At 59.2% G+C, this 19,699-nt stretch carries 17 protein-coding genes; 14 read left to right on the forward strand and 3 right to left on the reverse strand.

Going from position 1 to position 19,699, the window contains the following annotated elements; translation table 11 throughout:
- Positions 1-41: 41 nt before the first annotated feature.
- The 11 genes from ACA058_RS28135 to ACA058_RS28185 all read left to right on the forward strand — a co-directional run bounded on the left by ACA058_RS28135 (position 42) and on the right by ACA058_RS28185 (position 14,171).
- Complete coding sequence (locus tag ACA058_RS28135) at positions 42-2,840, forward strand: LPS-assembly protein LptD (protein WP_497636819.1); 2,799 nt, start codon at positions 42-44, stop codon at positions 2,838-2,840.
- Positions 2,821-4,137, forward strand: a complete 1,317-nt coding sequence (surA, locus tag ACA058_RS28140) for a peptidylprolyl isomerase SurA (RefSeq protein ID WP_497636820.1) — start codon at positions 2,821-2,823, stop codon at positions 4,135-4,137. Before ACA058_RS28135 ends, surA begins: the two co-directional genes overlap by 20 nt.
- The gene (gene pdxA, locus ACA058_RS28145; RefSeq protein WP_497636821.1) at positions 4,134-5,123 is read left to right on the forward strand and encodes a 4-hydroxythreonine-4-phosphate dehydrogenase PdxA; all 990 of its coding nucleotides are present in this window, start codon (positions 4,134-4,136) and stop codon (positions 5,121-5,123) included. The genes surA and pdxA overlap by 4 nt, the downstream gene beginning before the upstream one ends.
- Complete coding sequence (gene rsmA / locus ACA058_RS28150; RefSeq protein ID WP_008061562.1) at positions 5,120-5,938, forward strand: 16S rRNA (adenine(1518)-N(6)/adenine(1519)-N(6))-dimethyltransferase RsmA; 819 nt, start codon at positions 5,120-5,122, stop codon at positions 5,936-5,938. The genes pdxA and rsmA overlap by 4 nt, the downstream gene beginning before the upstream one ends.
- A gap of 122 nt (positions 5,939-6,060) precedes the next feature.
- Complete coding sequence (gene apaG, locus ACA058_RS28155) at positions 6,061-6,441, forward strand: Co2+/Mg2+ efflux facilitator ApaG/CorD (protein WP_497636822.1); 381 nt, start codon at positions 6,061-6,063, stop codon at positions 6,439-6,441.
- Positions 6,441-7,325: a symmetrical bis(5'-nucleosyl)-tetraphosphatase gene (locus ACA058_RS28160; RefSeq protein WP_497636823.1), complete on the forward strand. Its 885-nt coding sequence runs from the start codon at positions 6,441-6,443 to the stop codon at positions 7,323-7,325. The genes apaG and ACA058_RS28160 overlap by 1 nt, the downstream gene beginning before the upstream one ends.
- A 33-nt stretch (positions 7,326-7,358) precedes the next feature.
- Entirely contained in the window at positions 7,359-7,688 is a 330-nt protein-coding gene (gene glpE / locus ACA058_RS28165) for a thiosulfate sulfurtransferase GlpE (protein ID WP_008061556.1), read from the forward strand.
- Positions 7,689-7,983: 295 nt separating this feature from the next.
- Positions 7,984-9,906 carry a PrkA family serine protein kinase gene (locus ACA058_RS28170; protein WP_008061555.1) on the forward strand — a complete coding sequence of 641 codons (1,923 nt, stop codon included), beginning with the start codon at positions 7,984-7,986 and terminating at the stop codon, positions 9,904-9,906.
- A gap of 141 nt (positions 9,907-10,047) precedes the next feature.
- Positions 10,048-11,319 (forward strand): YeaH/YhbH family protein, encoded by a 1,272-nt coding sequence (locus ACA058_RS28175; RefSeq protein ID WP_497636824.1) that lies wholly within the window; start codon positions 10,048-10,050, stop codon positions 11,317-11,319.
- The gene (locus tag ACA058_RS28180; RefSeq protein ID WP_497636825.1) at positions 11,316-12,878 is read left to right on the forward strand and encodes a SpoVR family protein; all 1,563 of its coding nucleotides are present in this window, start codon (positions 11,316-11,318) and stop codon (positions 12,876-12,878) included. Before ACA058_RS28175 ends, ACA058_RS28180 begins: the two co-directional genes overlap by 4 nt.
- Positions 12,879-12,941: 63 nt before the next feature.
- Complete coding sequence (locus ACA058_RS28185; protein ID WP_497636826.1) at positions 12,942-14,171, forward strand: multifunctional CCA addition/repair protein; 1,230 nt, start codon at positions 12,942-12,944, stop codon at positions 14,169-14,171.
- An 85-nt stretch (positions 14,172-14,256) separates the two neighbouring features.
- On the opposite strand, the gene folK is transcribed toward ACA058_RS28185, so the two are convergent.
- Positions 14,257-14,775: a 2-amino-4-hydroxy-6-hydroxymethyldihydropteridine diphosphokinase gene (gene folK, locus ACA058_RS28190; protein ID WP_497636827.1), complete on the reverse strand. Its 519-nt coding sequence runs from the start codon at positions 14,773-14,775 to the stop codon at positions 14,257-14,259.
- Positions 14,766-15,122 carry a dihydroneopterin aldolase gene (gene folB / locus ACA058_RS28195; RefSeq protein WP_497636828.1) on the reverse strand — a complete coding sequence of 119 codons (357 nt, stop codon included), beginning with the start codon at positions 15,120-15,122 and terminating at the stop codon, positions 14,766-14,768. Before folB ends, folK begins: the two co-directional genes overlap by 10 nt.
- A 74-nt stretch (positions 15,123-15,196) precedes the next feature.
- Between folB and plsY the strand changes: the two genes are divergently transcribed.
- Positions 15,197-15,766: a glycerol-3-phosphate 1-O-acyltransferase PlsY gene (gene plsY, locus ACA058_RS28200; protein ID WP_497636829.1), complete on the forward strand. Its 570-nt coding sequence runs from the start codon at positions 15,197-15,199 to the stop codon at positions 15,764-15,766.
- Between the two features lie 23 nt (positions 15,767-15,789).
- On the opposite strand, the gene tsaD is transcribed toward plsY, so the two are convergent.
- Complete coding sequence (tsaD, locus tag ACA058_RS28205; protein WP_497636830.1) at positions 15,790-16,815, reverse strand: tRNA (adenosine(37)-N6)-threonylcarbamoyltransferase complex transferase subunit TsaD; 1,026 nt, start codon at positions 16,813-16,815, stop codon at positions 15,790-15,792.
- Between the two features lie 199 nt (positions 16,816-17,014).
- Between tsaD and rpsU the strand changes: the two genes are divergently transcribed.
- Positions 17,015-17,230, forward strand: a complete 216-nt coding sequence (gene rpsU / locus ACA058_RS28210) for a 30S ribosomal protein S21 (RefSeq protein WP_002551877.1) — start codon at positions 17,015-17,017, stop codon at positions 17,228-17,230.
- A 481-nt stretch (positions 17,231-17,711) separates the two neighbouring features.
- Positions 17,712-19,691, forward strand: a complete 1,980-nt coding sequence (gene dnaG, locus ACA058_RS28215; protein WP_497636831.1) for a DNA primase — start codon at positions 17,712-17,714, stop codon at positions 19,689-19,691.
- Positions 19,692-19,699 lie beyond the last annotated feature (8 nt).

The raw sequence follows: 19,699 nt of genomic DNA on the forward strand, positions 1-19,699 counted from the left end.
CACCGCGGGCAGATGGCACGCAGGAAGCCCGGACTAATAAGATGGCATTGAAATCCCCCGCGTTTCGTAAAAAATTTCCGTTGTTGATGACCGGCAGCTTGCTGGCTCTGCAACCCCTGGCCACCCCTTTCGTGGTCGCCGCGGAACAGTATGACTGCTCGGTCTCCGCTTCGGGTGCCTGGAATTGTGCGCCAAAATCGCAGGCGGCTGCATTGCCACCGCGTCCAGTCCATGAGGGCAGCGCAGTCACCGCCCCCGGCGAGACACCTGCCGAGACGGGCGCCAGCGAAGACACGGGTGCCAAACCTGCACTGGTCACCGAATCCAAAGGCCGTGGCCTGAAGTCGCGTAGCGCAGACTACAGCCACCTCGACTGGGTTCCGCGCGAGCAGCTCACTGCAGCACAATTGGCCGAAACCGGTCCTTATTGCTCTGGTTCCTATATCGAACCGACTCGTCCTGGCATGAATGACAAGACGAATAAAAGTGACGCCCCAACCTTTATCGGCGCCAAAGCCTCCCGCTACAAGCAGGATGAGCAAGTCGCCACCCTGGCCGGTGACGTGGTCATGCGCCAGGGCAGCATGCAGGTCGAAGCCGACGAGGCCAACCTTTACCAGGCCGAGAGCCGTGGCGAACTGGCCGGCAACGTACGCATTCGCGACAACGGCGCACTGATCGTGGGCGACCACGCCGACGTGCAGCTCGATACCGGTGAAGCCAAGGTCGATAACGCCGAATACGTGATGCATAAATCCCGCATCCGCGGTAGTGCGCTGTACGCCAAGCGTGCGGAGAACGCGATCATCCGCCTCAAGGATGGTACGTACACCACCTGCGAACCGAACAGCAACGCCTGGCAGCTCAAGGGCAACAACATCACCTTGAACCCGGCTACCGGCTTCGGTACGGCGACCAACGTGACACTGCGGGTCAAGGACATTCCGGTCCTGTACACGCCGTATATCTACTTCCCGATCGACGACCGTCGTCAATCCGGCTTTCTGCCGCCGACCATCGGCACCGGCACCGATACCGGCTTCCTGCTGGTCACGCCGTACTACTTCAACCTGGCACCGAACTACGATGCCACGTTGTACCCGCGCTACATGAGCGATCGGGGCCTGTTGATGGAAGGCGAATTCCGCTACCTGACCAAGTCCAGTGAAGGTCAGCTCGGTGCCGCGTACCTCAACGACGAGAACGACGATCGCAAGCTGCAGACCGATTACGAAAAAACCCGCTACATGTACAACTGGCAGCACAAGGGTGGTCTCGATTCGCGTGTACTCTCGGAAGTCGATTACACCAAGATCAGCGACCCCTATTACTTCCAGGATCTGCAAACCGACCAGATCGGTGTGAAAAGCGCGGATTTCGTCAACCAGCAGGGTGCCGTTACCTACCGCGGCGACAGCTACACCGCCCGGGTGAATGCCCAGGCTTATCAGCTGGCGACCGTGTCGAACATCACTCCGTACGACCGTTTGCCGCAGATCACCTTCAACGGTGCGCTGCCGGATCGTCCAGGTGGCCTGAATTTCACCTATGACACTGAGCTCGTGCGGTTCGACCGGGACTTGAAGAACGGCAACTTCACCGATGAAGACGGCAATGTAGAGCCGCGCCTCGACACCAACGTTCAGGGCCTGGCCCGCGCCAATGGCGATCGCCTCAACCTTGCGCCAGCCGTCAGCTTTCCAATGGAAGCGAGCTATGGCTTCCTGACACCAAAACTCAAGTACCAGTACACGCAGTACCAACTGGATCTGGACAGCATCGGGAAAAGCCAGGTTGCCGCGCAGTCTGCAGAACAGGACCGGCTCAACGGCACGTTCGACAGCAACCAGAACCGTGGCGTGCCAATCGCAAGCATCGACAGCGGCCTGTATTTCGATCGCAAGACCAACTGGTTTGGCAAAGACTATAACCAGACCCTTGAGCCACGCCTGTTCTACCTTTACGTCCCCGAGAAGGACCAGGAAGACATTCCGGTATTCGACACCAGCGAATACACCTTCAACTATGCGTCGCTGTTCCGTGACAACCGTTTCTCTGGCTCCGACCGTGTCGGCGACGAGAACAAACTGTCCCTGGGCGTGACCAGCCGCTGGATCGAAGAAAACGGCTTCGAGCGCCAACGCATTGCCGTCGGCCAGGCTTTCTACTTCAAGGATCGCGAAGTCCAGCTGCCGGGCATCGATGCAAAAACCCGCGAAGACGCGCACTCTGACGTTTCTCCTTATGCGCTGGAGTACGAATATCGCTGGAACCGCGACTGGCGCACCACTGCCGATTACAACTGGGACCCGGACAGCCGCAGCCCTCGCTCGGGTAGCGCGATGTTCCACTACCAGCCAGAAGACAACCCGAACAAGGTCATCAACGCCGGCTATCGCTATCGCAATGACCAGGTTCGTTACGACCAGAACTCCGGCACATGGCAAGTGGGCGGCGGTGACTACGGCACCCCGGGCCAGCCTGGCTACGTGAAGGATTACTACAAGATCCAACAGCACGACTTCTCGGTGATCTGGCCGGTCGTGCCGCAATGGAACGTCATCAGCCGCTGGCAGTACGACTACAACCGCAACCGTACCCTGGAAGCCTTCGGTGGCTTCGAGTACGACAACTGCTGCTGGAAACTGCGCCTGATCAACCGTTACTGGGTCGATTATGACGAAACCAGTCAAGACGCTCCGGAAAATGAAAAAGGCGACCATGGCGTCTTCCTCCAAATTGTTCTGAAGGGACTCGGCGGCCTCACTGGCTCCAAAGTAGAGAGTTTCCTCGACAAAGGCATCCAAGGTTATCGTGAACGTGAAGACCAAGCTTTCTGATTGTCTGCGCCCGCTGTTGCTGGGCGCGCTGTTCCTGGGTACCGCGGCCAACGCCGCGGTACAGTCCATCGATAAAGTGGTGGCCATTGTCGACAACGACGTGGTCATGCAGAGCCAACTGGACCAACGGGTTCATGAAGTTCAGCAAACCATCGCCAAGCGCGGCACCGCCGTGCCACCGGCCAGCGTACTGGAGCAACAGGTGCTTGAGCGCCTGATCGTCGAGAACCTGCAACTGCAGATCGGCGAACGTTCCGGTATCCGTATCACCGATGAAGAACTGAACCAGGCTGTTGGCACCATTGCCCAGCGCAATAACATGTCGGTCGAGCAATTCCGCGCCGCCCTGACTCGTGACGGCCTGTCCTACGACGACGCACGTGACCAGATTCGTCGCGAAATGGTCATCAGTCGCGTGCGTCAGCGCCGCGTCGCCGAGCGCATCCAGGTGTCCGAGCAGGAAGTGAAGAACTTCCTGGCGTCGGATCTTGGAAAAATGCAGCTGTCCGAAGAGTTTCGCCTGGCCAACATCCTGATTCCTACGCCGGAAAGCGCCAACTCCGACGCCATCCAGAATGCCGCCAAGCAGGCTGACGCGGTTTACCAGCAGCTCAAGCAAGGCGCTGACTTCGGTCAGTTGGCAATCGCCAAGTCCGCCAGCGAAACCGCACTGGAAGGTGGCGACATGGGCTGGCGTAAAGCAGCTCAGCTGCCGCCACCCTTCGATCGCCTGTTGAGCACCATGGCTGTTGGCGACATCACCCAACCCATGCGCACGCCCGGGGGTTTCATCATCCTGAAGATCACCGAAAAGCGTGGCGGTGAGGCGCAGGTGCGTGACGAAGTGCACGTACGGCACATCCTGGTCAAACCAAGCCCGATCCGTGACGAAGCAAAAACCAAGGCCCTGGCCGAGTCGCTCTACACCCGCATCGAAGCAGGCGAAGATTTCGGCGAACTGGCAAAAAGCTTCTCGGAAGATCCGGGTTCCGCCCTCAATGGCGGCGACCTGAACTGGATCGACCCGAATGTATTGGTTCCGGAGTTCCGCGAAGTGATGGCCAAGACCCCGCAAGGTCAGCTGTCCAAGCCATTCCAGACTCAATACGGCTGGCACGTCCTGGAAGTCCTTGGTCGCCGCGCCACCGACAGCACGACCCAGGCTCGCGAACAGCAAGCGATGACCGTGCTGCGTAACCGCAAGTACGACGAAGAGCTGCAAACCTGGCTGCGTCAGATCCGTGACGAAGCGTACGTGGAAATCAAGCTCCCTGGCGCCGACCAGGCAACGCAGTGAAACCCAAACGTTTCGCGCTGACACCCGGCGAACCGGCCGGCATAGGTCCCGACCTGTGCCTGCTGCTCGCCGCGCACGCCCAGCCACATCCCCTGATTGCCATTACCAGCCGCGACCTGCTCCTTGAGCGGGCCGCACAGCTGGGTGTGGCTGTCGATGTGCTGCCCGTCACGCCGGACAACTGGCCGGATGTTCCCGCTCCCGCCAATAGTCTGTATGTCTGGGATACACCGCTCAACGCCAAGGTGGTCGCCGGGCAACTGGACAAGGCCAATGCCGCTTTCGTCCTGGAGACCCTGACCCGCGCTGGCCAGGGCTGCCTGGACGGGCATTTTGCCGGCATGATCACCGCCCCGGTGCACAAAGGCGTGATCAATGAATCCGGAATCGCGTTTTCCGGGCACACGGAATTCCTCGCCGACCTGACCCATACCGCGCAAGTGGTCATGATGCTCGCCACCCGCGGTCTGCGCGTGGCGCTGGTCACCACTCACCTGCCCCTGCGCGAGATTGCCGACGCGATCACGCCGGAGCGCCTGGAACGGGTCACGCGAATCTTGCACGCCGATCTGCAAGACAAATTCGGTATCGCCCAGCCACGCATCCTGGTGTGCGGGCTCAACCCCCATGCCGGTGAAGGCGGACACCTGGGCCATGAAGAAATCGATATCATCGAACCCACGTTAGAGCGCCTGCGCGGCGAAGGCATGGACCTACGCGGCCCCTTGCCCGCCGACACTCTGTTTACCCCCAAATATCTGGAGCACTGCGATGCAGTGCTGGCGATGTACCACGACCAGGGCCTGCCTGTGCTGAAATACAAAGGCTTCGGCGCAGCAGTCAATGTGACCCTCGGCTTGCCGATCATCCGCACATCGGTCGACCACGGCACCGCCCTGGACCTGGCCGGCAGTGGCAAAATCGACACCGGCAGCCTGCAAGTCGCCCTGGAAACCGCCTACCAGATGGCCGAGACCCGTTTATGACCGAGCAATACCAACACAAGGCGCGCAAGCGCTTTGGCCAGAACTTTCTGCACGATGCTGGCGTTATCGACCGCATCCTGCGCTCCATCCATGCCAAGGCAGAAGACCGTCTCCTGGAAATCGGCCCTGGCCAGGGCGCGCTGACCCAGGGCCTGCTCAGCAGCGGCGCCCAGCTCGACGTGGTGGAACTGGACAAGGACCTGATCCCGATCCTCAACCAGCAATTCGCCGGCAAGAGCAACTTCAACCTGCATCAGGGTGATGCATTGAAGTTCGATTTCACCAGCCTGAATGCCGCACCTGGCAGCCTGCGCGTGGTCGGCAACCTGCCATACAACATCTCCACACCGCTGATTTTCCATCTGCTGCACAACGCCCACCTGATTCGCGACATGCACTTCATGCTGCAGAAGGAAGTGGTCGAGCGTCTGGCGGCAGGGCCTGGCGGCGGTGACTGGGGCCGGCTGTCGATCATGGTCCAGTACCACTGCCGGGTCGAACATCTGTTCAACGTAGGTCCTGGCGCGTTCAATCCACCACCGAAAGTCGACTCGGCCATCGTGCGCCTGGTGCCCCATGCAGTGCTGCCGCACCCGGCCAAGGACCACCGCTTGCTGGAGCGCGTCGTGCGCGAGGCTTTCAACCAGCGCCGCAAAACGCTGCGCAACACCCTCAAGCTGTTGCTGAGCAACGCCGAAATCGAAGCCGCTGGCGTCGATGGCAGCTTGCGTCCCGAGCAGCTCGATCTGGCGGCCTTCGTGCGCCTTGCCGACAAGCTTAGCGAACAAGTCCTACAGAAAGCCGCGGACGCCTGACAGAACTGAAGCGTTATCGGATAGGACACCAGCGCCTATGTCTGGTTTACTATCCGATACCTGGCCTAGACTGACTCCATCAGCTACGCCCCGCGTCCCGCTTCGTTTTTAAGGCCTCTTGCATGTCCGATCCTCGTTATCAGGTCGACGTCAGCGTCGTCACCCGCTATCTGGCAGAACAATCGCAACCCGAGCAAGAGCGTTTTGCCTTCGCGTACACTATCACCGTGCAAAATAACGGCCTGCTACGGGCCAAACTGCTGTCACGGCATTGGGTCATCACCGATGGCGATGGGCATGTCGAGGAAGTTCGCGGTGCGGGCGTGGTTGGCCAGCAACCGCTGATCGAGCCGGGTGAAAGCCATACCTACAGCAGCGGCACCGTCATGACATCCAAGGTCGGCACCATGCAGGGCACCTACGAGATGCGCGCCGACGACGGCAAACACTTCGATGCCATCATCGCCCCATTCCGCCTGGCGGTGCCCGGAGCCTTGCACTGATGGCAACCTATGCCGTCGGCGACCTGCAAGGCTGCCTCGATGCATTGCAATGCCTGCTCAAGAAGGTCGCCTTCGACCCGGCAAAAGATCGTCTGTGGTTGGTAGGCGATCTGGTCAACCGCGGCCCGCAGTCGCTGGAAACCCTGCGCTTCCTCTATAGCATCCGTCACTCGCTGGTGTGCGTACTCGGCAACCACGACCTGCACTTGCTGGCGGCCGGGAAGAACATCGAGCGCCTGAAGAAAGCCGACACCCTGCGCGAGATTATCGAAGCCCCGGATGGCGCCGAGTTGCTGGAATGGCTGCGTCAGCAAAAACTCATGCATTACGACGAACAGCGCAACATTGCGATGGTGCATGCCGGCATTCCGCCGCAATGGTCGCTGCGCAAAGCGCTGAAATGCGCGGCCGAAGTCGAGACGGCCCTGCGCGACGACAACCTGCTGCCGTCCTACCTCGATGGCATGTACGGTAACGATCCGGCGAAATGGGACAGCGACCTCAAGGGCGTCACGCGCCTGCGGGTAATTACCAACTATTTCACGCGCATGCGCTTCTGTACGGCCGAGGGCAAGCTTGACCTCAAGAGCAAGGAAGGCCTGGGCACGGCACCTGCAGGCTACAAGCCCTGGTTCCAGCACCAGGAACGCAAGACCAAGGGCCTGAAGATCATCTTCGGCCACTGGGCAGCACTGGAAGGCAAGATCCAGGAGCCGGGCATCTCGGCCCTCGACACCGGCTGTGTCTGGGGCGGCGCCCTGACCCTGATGAATGTCGACACGGGCGAACGCCTGGCCTGCAAATGTGACGAACATGGCCATGTCGCCGTGCCACCAGTCGCCCCACAGATTTCCGAACCATCGCCAGCCGGCGCCCCGCGCTAGACTGCGCTTTCAGCCGAGCCACAGGAGCCCGCCATGAGCGAATTCAAACGTATCCCCCCGGAACAGGCCCAGGCCCTGCGCGAACAAGGCGCAGTGGTGGTCGACGTCCGGGATCCTGCGACTTTTGCCGCCCTGCACATCAGCGGCTCCAAGCATCTGGACAACCATTCCCTGCACGCCTTCATCCAGGGCGCCGATCTGGACGCGCCAACCGTGGTGGTCTGCTATCACGGCAACTCCAGCCAGGGTGCCGCTGCCTACCTGATCAGCCAGGGCTTCTCCGACGTCTACAGCATGGATGGCGGTTTTGAGCTGTGGCGTACGACTTATCCTGCGGAAACGGCGCAAGGCACCAGCGAATAATTTTTTGTCATGCGCAAGCCCCGGCTACCGCGGGCTCGCGCGGTGGCAGACGAACGGTCAGCCACAACTAATTACGTATCTCGCCTTTACCTCCCGAATTCCCAACTATCCTTAAGCGCAGGCCATCCAAAACAGGGGAGAGCCGGTACACCGGCGCACGGGTCATCGGGAGTAGCTTTCGGGGTAGTCAGCTTCGAAAGAGTTCTGGGGGGTAAACAGCGACTGCCTGTTCGGTTGCTGCCAGCATCGACTGAATGATCCGGCGTCGGCTCCACGTATCGAGCGAGGTGACGTCATGAGTATCTTTAGCCACTTCCAACAACGCTTCGAGTCCACACGCCAGGAAGAACTCTCTCTGCAAGAGTATCTGGAGTTGTGCAAAAAGGACCGTAGCGCCTACGTTTCCGCCGCCGAGCGTCTGTTGCTGGCCATCGGTGAACCGGAGCTGCTCGACACCTCGACCAACTCGAGGCTGTCGCGAATCTTCTCCAACAAGGTGATCCGTCGCTACCCGGCCTTTGAAGACTTCCACGGGATGGAAGAATGCATCGACCAGATCGTGTCGTATTTCCGACATGCCGCCCAAGGCCTGGAAGAGAAGAAACAGATCCTTTATCTGCTCGGCCCCGTCGGCGGCGGTAAGTCGTCCCTGGCCGAAAAACTCAAACAACTGATGGAAAGAGTGCCCTTCTACGCGATCAAGGGCTCGCCGGTATTCGAATCGCCCCTGGGTCTGTTCAACGCCACTGAAGATGGCGCGATCCTCGAGGAAGACTTCGGCATCCCGCGGCGCTACCTCAATACCATCATGTCGCCATGGGCCACCAAGCGCCTGGCCGAATTCGGCGGCGACATCAGCCAGTTCCGCGTGGTCAAACTCTATCCGTCGATCCTCAACCAGATCGCCGTGGCCAAAACCGAACCTGGAGATGAAAACAACCAGGACATCTCGGCACTGGTGGGCAAGGTCGATATCCGCAAACTGGAAGAATTCCCACAGAACGACGCCGATGCCTACAGCTATTCGGGCGCACTGTGCCGGGCCAACCAGGGCCTGATGGAATTCGTCGAAATGTTCAAGGCGCCCATCAAGGTACTGCACCCCCTGCTGACCGCCACCCAGGAAGGCAACTACAACAGTACCGAAGGCCTCGGGGCTATTCCGTTTACCGGGATCCTGCTGGCCCACTCCAACGAATCTGAATGGCACACCTTCCGCAACAACAAGAACAACGAAGCGTTCATCGACCGGATCTACATCGTCAAGGTGCCGTATTGCCTGCGGGTCAGCGACGAAGTGAAGATCTACGACAAGTTGCTGTTCAATAGCTCGCTGGCCAAAGCCCATTGCGCGCCCGACACCTTGAAAATGCTCGCCCAGTTCACTGTGCTTTCACGCCTGAAGGAGCCGGAAAACTCCAACATCTACTCCAAGATGCGGGTGTATGACGGCGAAAATCTCAAGGACACCGATCCGAAGGCCAAGTCGATCCAGGAGTATCGCGACAACGCCGGTGTTGACGAAGGCATGAACGGTCTGTCGACCCGCTTCGCGTTCAAGATCCTGTCCAAAGTCTTCAACTTCGATCCCCACGAAATCGCCGCCAACCCGGTGCACCTGCTCTACGTACTGGAGCAACAGATCGAGCAGGAACAGTTCCAGGCTGAAACCCGCGAACGCTACCTGCGCTTCCTCAAGGAGTACCTGGCACCGCGGTACATCGAATTCATCGGCAAGGAGATCCAGACCGCCTACCTCGAGTCCTACAGCGAGTATGGCCAGAACATCTTCGATCGTTACGTGCTGTACGCGGATTTCTGGATTCAGGATCAGGAGTACCGCGACCCGGAAACCGGCGAGATTCTCAACCGCGTAGCACTGAACGAAGAACTGGAGAAAATCGAAAAACCGGCCGGCATCAGCAATCCGAAGGATTTCCGCAACGAGATCGTCAACTTCGTGCTGCGCGCCCGTGCCAACAACAACGGCAAGAACCCGACCTGGCTCAGCTACGAAAAACTGCGGGTGGTCATCGAGAAGAAAATGTTCTCCAACACCGAAGACTTGCTGCCAGTCATCAGCTTCAACGCCAAGGCCAGCAAAGAGGACCAGCAGAAACACAACGACTTCGTCACACGAATGGTCGAACGCGGTTACACCGACAAACAGGTACGACTGCTGTCCGAGTGGTACTTGAGGGTCAGAAAGTCCCAGTAAGGGAGCTGCAAGCGGCAAGCGACACTGCACCACCGCGAACGCGTTGTTTGCGTAATTGTGGCCATATGTCGCGCGCCGCTTGTTTCTCAAGCTTCTGTCTTGCAGCTTGAAGCTTATGACTCGAAGCTCCCCGGAGGGCCTATGAGCTATGTGATCGACCGACGTCTCAATGGCAAGAACAAAAGCACGGTGAACCGCCAGCGGTTTCTGCGGCGTTATCGTGACCACATCAAAAAGGCTGTCGAAGAGGCGGTCAGCCGGCGCTCCATAACCGATATGGAACACGGCGAGCAAATCAGCATCCCGGGGCGCGACATCGACGAACCGGTGCTTCACCACGGTCGCGGTGGCAAACAGACCGTCGTGCATCCGGGCAACAAGGAATTCACCAGCGGCGAACATATTGCCCGCCCACCTGGGGGTGGCGGCGGCAGAGGGCCTGGCAAGGCCGGTAACTCGGGCGAAGGGATGGACGAATTCGTCTTCCAGATCACCCAGGAAGAATTCCTCGAATTCATGTTCGAAGACCTTGAGCTGCCGAACCTGGTCAAGCGCAACCTGACCGGCACCGACACCTTCAAGACTGTGCGTGCGGGGATCAGCAACGAGGGCAACCCGTCGCGGATCAACATCATCCGTACCCTACGCTCAGCCCATGCACGGCGAATCGCCCTCTCGGGCAGCAGCCGGGCGAAACTGCGCGAAGCCAAGGATGAACTTCTGCGACTCAAGCTGGAAGAACCGGACAACTTCGGCGATATTCAGGATCTTGAGGCAGAAATCGAAAAACTCAGCGCGCGCATTCATCGCGTACCGTTTCTCGACACGTTCGACCTCAAATACAACTTGCTGATCAAACAACCCAACCCCAGCTCGAAGGCGGTGATGTTCTGCCTCATGGACGTTTCCGGTTCCATGACCCAGGCGACCAAGGACATCGCCAAGCGCTTCTTCATCCTGCTGTACCTGTTTCTCAAGCGTAACTACGACAAGATCGACGTGGTGTTCATCCGTCACCACACCAGTGCCCGCGAAGTGGACGAGGAAGAGTTCTTCTACTCCCGCGAAACTGGCGGCACCATCGTGTCCAGCGCCTTGAAGTTGATGCAAGAGATCATGGCCGAGCGCTATCCGGCCAACGAATGGAACATCTACGCCGCCCAGGCCTCCGACGGCGACAACTGGAACGACGATTCGCCGATTTGCCGCGACATCCTGATCAACCAGATCATGCCATTCGTGCAGTACTACACTTACGTTGAGATCACCCCACGGGAACATCAGGCCTTGTGGTTCGAGTACGAGCGTATCGCCGAAGCCTTTTCCGACACTTTTGCCCAGCAACAACTGGTCTCGGCCGGGGATATCTATCCGGTCTTCCGTGAACTCTTCCAGCGCAGGTTAGTGACATGACCGCCAAAGAGCTGAAGCGCCAACCCATATCCACCGGATCGGAGTGGACGTTCGAGCTGATCCAGGCGTACGACCGTGAAATCAGTCGTATTGCAGCTCGCTACGCGCTCGATACGTACCCTAACCAGATCGAAGTGATCACCGCTGAACAGATGATGGACGCCTATGCCTCCGTCGGCATGCCGCTGGGTTATCACCACTGGTCCTATGGCAAACACTTTCTCAGTACCGAAAAGTCCTATTCACGCGGTCAGATGGGACTGGCCTATGAAATCGTGATCAACTCCGACCCGTGCATCGCCTACCTCATGGAGGAAAACACCATCTGCATGCAGGCGCTGGTGGTGGCGCACGCGTGCTACGGACACAACAGCTTTTTCAAGGGCAACTATCTGTTCCGCACCTGGACCGATGCCAGCTCGATCATCGATTACCTGGTGTTTGCCAAGCAGTACATCATGCAATGCGAAGAGCGCCATGGCATCGATGCGGTCGAGGATTTGCTCGACTCCTGCCACGCATTGATGAACTACGGGGTCGACCGATACAAACGCCCCTACCCTATTTCCGCGGAGGAAGAACGGCGCCGGCAAAAGGACCGGGAAGAACATCTGCAGAAGCAGATCAACGATCTGTGGCGCACCATACCCAAAGGCGCGGACAAGTACAGCGACAAGGACAACGCGCGCTTCCCCGCCGAACCGCAGGAAAACATCCTGTACTTCATCGAAAAACATGCGCCGCTGCTGGAGCCTTGGCAGCGGGAAATCGTGCGGATCGTACGCAAGATCGCCCAGTATTTTTATCCACAGCGCCAGACCCAGGTCATGAACGAAGGCTGGGCCACATTCTGGCACTACACCCTGATGAACGACCTGTACGACGAAGGCCTGGTTACCGACGGTTTCATGATGGAGTTCCTGACATCCCACACCAGCGTGGTCTTCCAGCCTGGCTTCGACAGCCCCTACTACAGCGGCATCAACCCCTACGCCCTGGGCTTTGCCATGTACCGCGACATCCGTCGCATGTGTGAAGAACCTACTGAAGAGGATTACCGCTGGTTCCCGGACATTGCCGGCACCGACTGGCTGGCAGCCATCAAGTTCGCCATGAGCAGCTTCAAGGATGAGAGTTTCATCCTGCAGTACCTTTCACCCAAAGTGATCCGCGACCTGAAGCTGTTCAGCATTCTCGATGACGACCAGAAGGACGATCTGCTGGTACCGGCCATTCACGACGAGGGCGGTTATCGCATCATCCGTGAAACCCTGGCGGCACAGTACAACCTGGGCAATCGCGAACCCAACGTGCAGATCTACAGCATCGACAGACGCGGCGACCGCTCCCTGACCCTGCGCCACCAACAGCACGACCGTAAACCCCTGGGAGAGTCCACCGAGGAAGTGCTCAAGCACCTGCATCGTCTCTGGGGCTTCGATATTCACCTGGAAACCCTGCAGGGTGACCAGGTCATGAAAACCCACCATGTGCCACCCAGAGGGGAACACAGCGAAGGCGATTACGGCCGGCTGGACCTGGCTGTCATCCATTTGTGATCCTGTTTGTGCCTCCGAACGCTCGACGTAACGGTTATCCTGTCGAGCTAACGGAGGTTTTTCATGCAGATTTATAAAGTTGGCGGTGCCGTGCGCGATCGCCTGCTCGGCATAGCTGTCACCGATATCGACCGAGTCGTGGTCGGCGCGACCACGGAAGAAATGCTCGCCAAGGGTTTTCGGCCGGTAGGTGCTGATTTTCCGGTTTTTCTTCATCCGAAAACCGGCGAGGAATATGCCCTCGCCCGCACCGAACGCAAAAGCGGACGCGGTTACGGCGGGTTCACGTTCCACGCCAGCCCCGATGTGACCCTCGAAGAAGACCTGATTCGCCGCGACCTGACGATCAACGCGATGGCCGAAGACGATCAGCAGAACCTGACCGATCCCTACCACGGCCAGCGCGATCTCGAGTCCCGTGTACTCCGCCACGTTTCCCCGGCGTTTGCCGAAGATCCCCTCAGGGTTCTGCGCGTTGCCCGCTTTGCGGCGCGCTATGCTGAACTCGGCTTTACCGTCGCCCCCGAAACCCTCGAACTGATGCGCCAGCTCAGTGAGTCAGGCGAACTCCAAGCGCTGACGGCGGAGCGCAGCTGGAAAGAAATATCCCGCGCCCTCATGGAAAATCAGCCACAGGTGTTTGTCGAGGTGTTGCGTGCCTGCGGCGCGCTAAAAGTGCTGATGCCGGAAGTCGACGCGCTGTTCGGTGTCCCGCAGCCCACGACTCACCACCCGGAAATCGACACCGGCGCCCACACCCTGAGCGTGCTGCAGCAAGCGGCACAACACCAACAACCGCTGACCGTGCGCTGGGCCTGCCTGCTGCATGACCTGGGTAAAGGGCTGACGCCAGAGGAGCAATGGCCGCGCCACATCGCTCACGAGTCCAAGGGATTAAAACTGATCAAAGCGGTCAACGAACGCTTCAAGGCGCCGAAGGATTGCCAGGAGCTGGCGTTGCTGGTGGGCGAATATCACACCCACGGCCATCGGGCACTGGAGCTGAAGCCTTCGACCTTGCTCGAGCTACTGCAGCGCTTTGACGTTTACCGTAGACCGCAACGTTTTGAAGAGTTTATTGCCGCGTGCGAAATGGATGCACGTGGGCGCAAGGGGCTGGAGCAGAGAAGTTATCCACAGGCGGATTATTTGCGTGGGGCGGCTAACGCGGCGCGCGGCGTGGCGGTTCAGCCGTTGTTGGAGAAGGGATTCAAGGGGCCCGAGCTGGGTGAGGCGATCAAGCGTGAGCGGCTCAAGGCTTTGAAGGCTTACAAAGAGACTGCGTCGACCTGACTGACGCCATCGCGGGCAAGCCCGCACCCACAGGAATTGCATCGTACCTGTGGGAGCGGGCTTGCCCGCGATAGCGCCATAACTGTCACAACAAATCTGAAGGTGTCATTTGCTCACCGCGCCACTCGAAAGCCACCGGCGCCAACACTTGATCAATCTGCGCTTCAGCCCACAAGGTCGCGAAGCTTTTGCCTACACCTGGATGCACCCTGTCCGGCGCAATCAGCGACAACGGCCACAACACAAAGGCATTTTTAAGAATTTCCGCCCTCGGCAGTACCAGGCCATCGAAGTTGCCCACCAGGTCACCGAACAGCAAAACGTCGATATCCAGGGGCAAACCTCGGCGATCGGGTGCGTAACGCCCATTGTCCGCTTCGATGAACTTCAGCCGGCGATCCAGTTCCATCAGCGGCAAGTCGGTATAAGCCGACACCACGAAGTTGAAGAACGGCCCACTCTTGATCCCCACTGGCTGGCTTTCGAAGACCGCCGAGCAACGTATATCCACCAGAAAACCCGCCAGGGCTTCCAGGCCAGCCTGCAAATGGGTTTCGCGCTCGATGTTGCTGCCGAGCCCGAGATACACCTGAGTCAGCGACATCCGCGCTCGATCTCCACGCCCACGCCACCTGTAGCGGCAGGAACCGCACCTGGCTTGGTCAGTTTGAGGCGTATCCAGGTGATCTTGAATTCGCTCATCAGCACTTCGACCAGGCGCTCGGCAAAGGTCTCGACCAGCTGGAACTGTGCCTGCTCGGCAAAGGCCTGGATGCGCGACGAAACGCTCGCGTAATCAAGCGCCAGGGTCAGGTCATCGCCAGCGGCGGCCGGACGATTGTCCCAAGCGAAACTCAGATCAAGCCGCAAGCACTGTCGGATGCCTCGCTCCCAGTCATAGGCACCGATCACGGTGTCGACTTCCAGGCCCTCGATAAACACTCTGTCCAAGCACTTTTCTCCGCTACACGACAAGGGCGCAATGCGCCGTTAGAATCAGGGCGTCCTCGCCCGGAATAGTTAGCATGTTTTGGTTACTGGCGATCCTCGCCTACCTGCTCGGCTCTCTGTCCTTCGCCATCTTGCTCAGCCGCCTGACCGGTAACCCCGATCCGCGAATGAGTGGCTCAGGTAATGCTGGCGCCACCAACATGTTGCGCCTGGCCGGCAAGAAACTCGCCATCCTTACCCTGCTCGGCGACCTCTGCAAAGGCCTGCTGCCCGTATTGGTCGCCGGCCTCGCTGGCTTGTCACTGCAGGACCAGGCCTGGATCGGCGTTTGCGCCGTCATCGGTCACCTGTTCCCGCTGTACTTCCGCTTTCGCGGTGGCAAGGGTGTCGCCACCGCTGCCGGCATGCTGCTGGGGCTATACCCGCCTGCGGCCTTGATGGCGGTCTGCGCCTGGCTGCTGACGTTCTACCTGACCCGTACCAGCTCGCTGGCCGCCTTGATCGCCACGCCCTTGACCCTGCCACTGCTGGCCTGGCAAGAACCGGCGGCACTGCTGCCCATGTGCGCCCTGACCGGCATGATCGTCTGGCGCCACCGGGGCAATCTACGCGACCTGTTTGCCGGGCGCGAACGGCATTTTTAGCGGCCAGCCGTGAGCGCCCTTCATCACAGGGGCGACAACTGCTCCATCGGCCACCGCGCCTGCACACTGATCGCCAGACTTTCCTGCTGACCGGCCTGCAGGCGCTGGCAGCCGGCAAACGCAATCATGGCGCCATTATCGGTGCAGAATTGCGGACGAGCGTAAAAAACATCGCCCTTCATGTCGCCGAGCATTTTTTCCAGGGAAGCGCGCAACGCCTTGTTGGCACTGACGCCTCCAGCGATCACCAGACGCTTCATGCCAGCCGCTTTCAGGGCGCGCTTGCACTTGATGGTCAAAGTTTCCACCACGGCCTGCTGGAACGCCAGCGAGATGTCGCAACGGGCTTGCTCACCGTCGTCCCCGGCGCTCACACACTGCTGCCAGGTGTTCAGGGCGAAGGTTTTCAAGCCGCTGAAGCTGAAGTCCAGACCAGGACGGTCACACATCGGACGCGGGAAGACGAAACGTCCTGCAGCGCCCTGTTCTGCCAGACGAGCGATTTCCGGCCCGCCCGGATAATTGAGCCCCATCATCTTCGCGGTCTTGTCGAAGGCTTCGCCCGCGGCATCGTCCAGGGTCTCACCTAAAAGCGTGTACTGGCCGATTCCGTCGACCTGAACCAACTGCGTATGGCCGCCTGACACCAACAAAGCGACGAACGGAAATTCCGGTGGTTGCGACTCCAGCATCGGCGCCAGCAAGTGACCTTCCATGTGGTGCACGCCCAGCGCCGGAATGCCCCAGGCAAAGGCCAGTGCCTGAGCACAGGAAGCACCGACCAGCAACGCACCGACCAGGCCAGGGCCCGCGGTATAAGCGATGGCGTCGATCTCGGTCGGCACGCAGCCGGCTTCGGCCAACACCTGACGAATCAAGGGCAGCATGCGCTTGACGTGGTCACGCGAGGCCAGCTCCGGCACTACGCCACCATACGCACGGTGCAGGTCGATCTGACTGAACAGCGCGTCGGCCAGCAGGCCGCGCTCACTGTCGTAAAGTGCGACACCGGTTTCGTCGCAAGAGGTTTCTAATCCCAGTACTAGCATGGGTTTGCGCCTTGTTTAGGCTGAATTCGAAGGCGCGCATAATAGTCGTCGCGTGATGCCCCGACCAGCGGTTTTCGATCAGAGGCTTTGCATTCCGTGCGATGAGGGGTTAACATCCGCAACCCTTAAAAACCGACGTCTTCAAGTGCTCTTTTGCCGCGAGGATGTTGACCCCGGTAATGAATGAAGGTAGCTCTGGATGCCAGCCGTCAAAGTAAAAGAGAACGAACCCTTCGACGTAGCTCTGCGTCGTTTCAAGCGCTCCTGCGAAAAAGCCGGTGTACTGGCTGAAGTTCGTAGCCGCGAATTTTACGAGAAGCCAACTTCTGAGCGTAAGCGCAAAGCAGCAGCCGCTGTTAAGCGTCACGCCAAGAAAGTTCAGCGCGAACAGCGCCGCGCCGTTCGTCTGTACTAATACACAGACGATCGTAGCAAGCTTCTGCCAAGCCCGGCTCCAAGCCGGGCTAATGGCATTTGCGTAAAACGCTTGATGCTTCACCGTCGAAGCCGCAGACGCGACCGAGACAAATCTGCTTCACTGCGTCAGACCTGGCTCTTTTGCCAGCGGTGCACGTCTTTTCTGACGAGCCTTTCAAGGCTACTGACGAGCACACCCACTGATTCCTCTCACGACGATCAGCCCAAGGCACCTGTTTGCGTGCCGAATAACGAGCTATCCGAGACCATTGACTGGTCGCAGCCGGATTCAGCGCAACATTTTCAAATAGTCGAATACTGATGGCATTAACGTCAGTGGATTTTCGGCAGATACACTTCCCGACAGCGATCATGCAGGCGATACCGGTCGAGCCGCACATTTTGCGCGCCTAAAGCAATGACCCGCGCTCAGCTAGCCTTCACTTCGGTTCCTTTTCAGCGCAGATGACGAGAACGCCATGGCCGGGCTAATTCCCCAGAGCTTCATTGACGACCTTCTGAACCGCACCGACATCGTCGACGTGGTCAGCTCGCGCCTGCAACTGAAAAAGGCCGGCAAGAACCACACGGCCTGCTGCCCGTTCCACAAAGAGAAAACCCCCTCTTTCAGCGTGAGCCCCGACAAGCAGTTCTATTACTGCTTCGGCTGCGGCGCTGGCGGCAACGCCCTGGGCTTCATCATGGACCACGACAACCTGGACTTCCCCCAGGCTGTCGAGGAACTGGCCAAAGCCGCCGGGATGGAAATCCCCCGCGAAGAAAGCGGGCGCCCGCACAAGCCGCGCCAGCCAACCGATTCGCCGCTGTACCCACTGCTCACAGCCGCCGCCGATTTCTATCGTCAGGCCCTGAAAAGCCATCCGGCGCGCAAAGCCGCCGTGGACTACCTGAAAGGTCGCGGGCTGACCGGTGAAATCGCCCGGGACTTCGGCCTCGGCTTTGCACCACCTGGCTGGGACAACCTGTTCAAGCACTTGAGCAGCGACACCCTGCAACAAAAAGCCATGATCGATGCCGGCCTGCTGATCGAGAACGCCGAAACCGGCAAACGCTACGACCGTTTTCGTGATCGCGTGATGTTCCCGATCCGCGATAGTCGCGGGCGCATCATCGCATTTGGTGGCAGGGTGCTGGGCGACGACAAGCCCAAGTACCTCAACTCACCGGAAACCCCGGTCTTTCATAAAGGCCAGGAACTCTACGGCCTGTACGAAGCGCGCAAGAACAACCGCAACCTCGACGAAATCATCGTCGTCGAGGGCTACATGGACGTCATCGCCCTCGCCCAGCAAGGCTTGCGCAATGCCGTCGCAACCCTGGGCACCGCCACCAGCGAAGAGCACATGAAACGGCTGTTTCGCGTCGTACCCAGCGTGCTGTTCTGCTTCGACGGCGACCAGGCCGGCCGCAACGCCGCCTGGCGAGCCCTGGAAGCCACGCTGTCGAGCCTGCAGGATGGTCGTCGTGCCCGATTCCTGTTCCTGCCCGAAGGCGAGGACCCGGACACCCTGGTCCGCTCCGAAGGCACCGACGCCTTCCGTGCACGCATCAACCAGCATGCCCAGCCGCTGGCCGATTATTTCTTTCAGCAGCTGACCGAAGAATCTGACCCGCGCTCACTCGAAGGCAAGGCCCACATGGTCACCTTGGCAGCACCGTTGATCGACAAGGTCCCGGGCGCCAACCTGCGCATCCTGATGCGTCAGCGCCTGAGTGAAATCACCGGCCTGAGCGGGGAAGCCGTCAGTCAGCTGGTGCAGAGCGCCCCGCAAGAAGCGCCACCGGCCTACGATCCCGGCATCGATTACGACGCGATGCCCGATTACAGCGACTATCATCAGCCGCAAGCGCAAGAAATGTATGCGCCACAGCAGGAATGGACGCCGAAAAAACCCGGCGCCGGCGGCAAGAAATGGGACAAGAAGCCTTGGGACAAGAACGGCAAACGCGGCGGTGATCGTGATCAACAGAACGCCCCGCGCAAACCGATTGCCGTCGAAGCTCCTACACTGATTGCGCTGCGCACGCTCATTCATCATCCGCAACTGGCTGGCAAGGTAGAAACCGCCAATCACTTCGCCAATGAGAGCAGCACATATGGGCAACTGCTGGTAGCCCTCATCGAGGCTGTGCAAAAAAATCCTAAGCTAAACTCTATTCAGCTAATGGCCCGCTGGCACGGGACCGAGCAAGGCCGCTTGCTCAAGGCCCTGGCAGAAAAGGAATGGCTGATTGACGGCGACAACCTTGAACAACAGTTTTTAGACACCATTACTAGGTTATCAGCGGGTCAACACACCGATAGCCTGGAAGAACTCATCAGAAAAGCAAAGCAGCCAGGATTGACTGCCGAGGAAGCAAATCAGATCGCAAATCAGATGCGCGACCTATTAAAACGCAATATGGCTGTACCAAACCCGACCTCAACTGGCGCGTGAGGTCATAG

The organism is Pseudomonas sp. LBUM1649 (genome assembly GCF_059716155.1).

What these genes read in the sequence shown, in the direction of transcription:
- plsY (WP_497636829.1), top strand. Translation starts at nt 15,197, where the DNA reads ATGTTTTGGTTACTGGCGATCCTCGCCTACCTGCTCGGCTCTCTGTCC.
- ACA058_RS28175 (WP_497636824.1), top strand. Translation starts at nt 10,048, where the DNA reads ATGAGCTATGTGATCGACCGACGTCTCAATGGCAAGAACAAAAGCACG.
- ACA058_RS28160 (WP_497636823.1), top strand. Translation starts at nt 6,441, where the DNA reads ATGGCAACCTATGCCGTCGGCGACCTGCAAGGCTGCCTCGATGCATTG.
- tsaD (WP_497636830.1), bottom strand. Translation starts at nt 16,815, where the DNA reads ATGCTAGTACTGGGATTAGAAACCTCTTGCGACGAAACCGGTGTCGCA.
- ACA058_RS28170 (WP_008061555.1), top strand. Translation starts at nt 7,984, where the DNA reads ATGAGTATCTTTAGCCACTTCCAACAACGCTTCGAGTCCACACGCCAG.
- ACA058_RS28185 (WP_497636826.1), top strand. Translation starts at nt 12,942, where the DNA reads ATGCAGATTTATAAAGTTGGCGGTGCCGTGCGCGATCGCCTGCTCGGC.
- ACA058_RS28135 (WP_497636819.1), top strand. Translation starts at nt 42, where the DNA reads ATGGCATTGAAATCCCCCGCGTTTCGTAAAAAATTTCCGTTGTTGATG.
- rsmA (WP_008061562.1), top strand. Translation starts at nt 5,120, where the DNA reads ATGACCGAGCAATACCAACACAAGGCGCGCAAGCGCTTTGGCCAGAAC.
- ACA058_RS28180 (WP_497636825.1), top strand. Translation starts at nt 11,316, where the DNA reads ATGACCGCCAAAGAGCTGAAGCGCCAACCCATATCCACCGGATCGGAG.
- rpsU (WP_002551877.1), top strand. Translation starts at nt 17,015, where the DNA reads ATGCCAGCCGTCAAAGTAAAAGAGAACGAACCCTTCGACGTAGCTCTG.
- apaG (WP_497636822.1), top strand. Translation starts at nt 6,061, where the DNA reads ATGTCCGATCCTCGTTATCAGGTCGACGTCAGCGTCGTCACCCGCTAT.
- glpE (WP_008061556.1), top strand. Translation starts at nt 7,359, where the DNA reads ATGAGCGAATTCAAACGTATCCCCCCGGAACAGGCCCAGGCCCTGCGC.
- dnaG (WP_497636831.1), top strand. Translation starts at nt 17,712, where the DNA reads ATGGCCGGGCTAATTCCCCAGAGCTTCATTGACGACCTTCTGAACCGC.
- folK (WP_497636827.1), bottom strand. Translation starts at nt 14,775, where the DNA reads ATGTCGCTGACTCAGGTGTATCTCGGGCTCGGCAGCAACATCGAGCGC.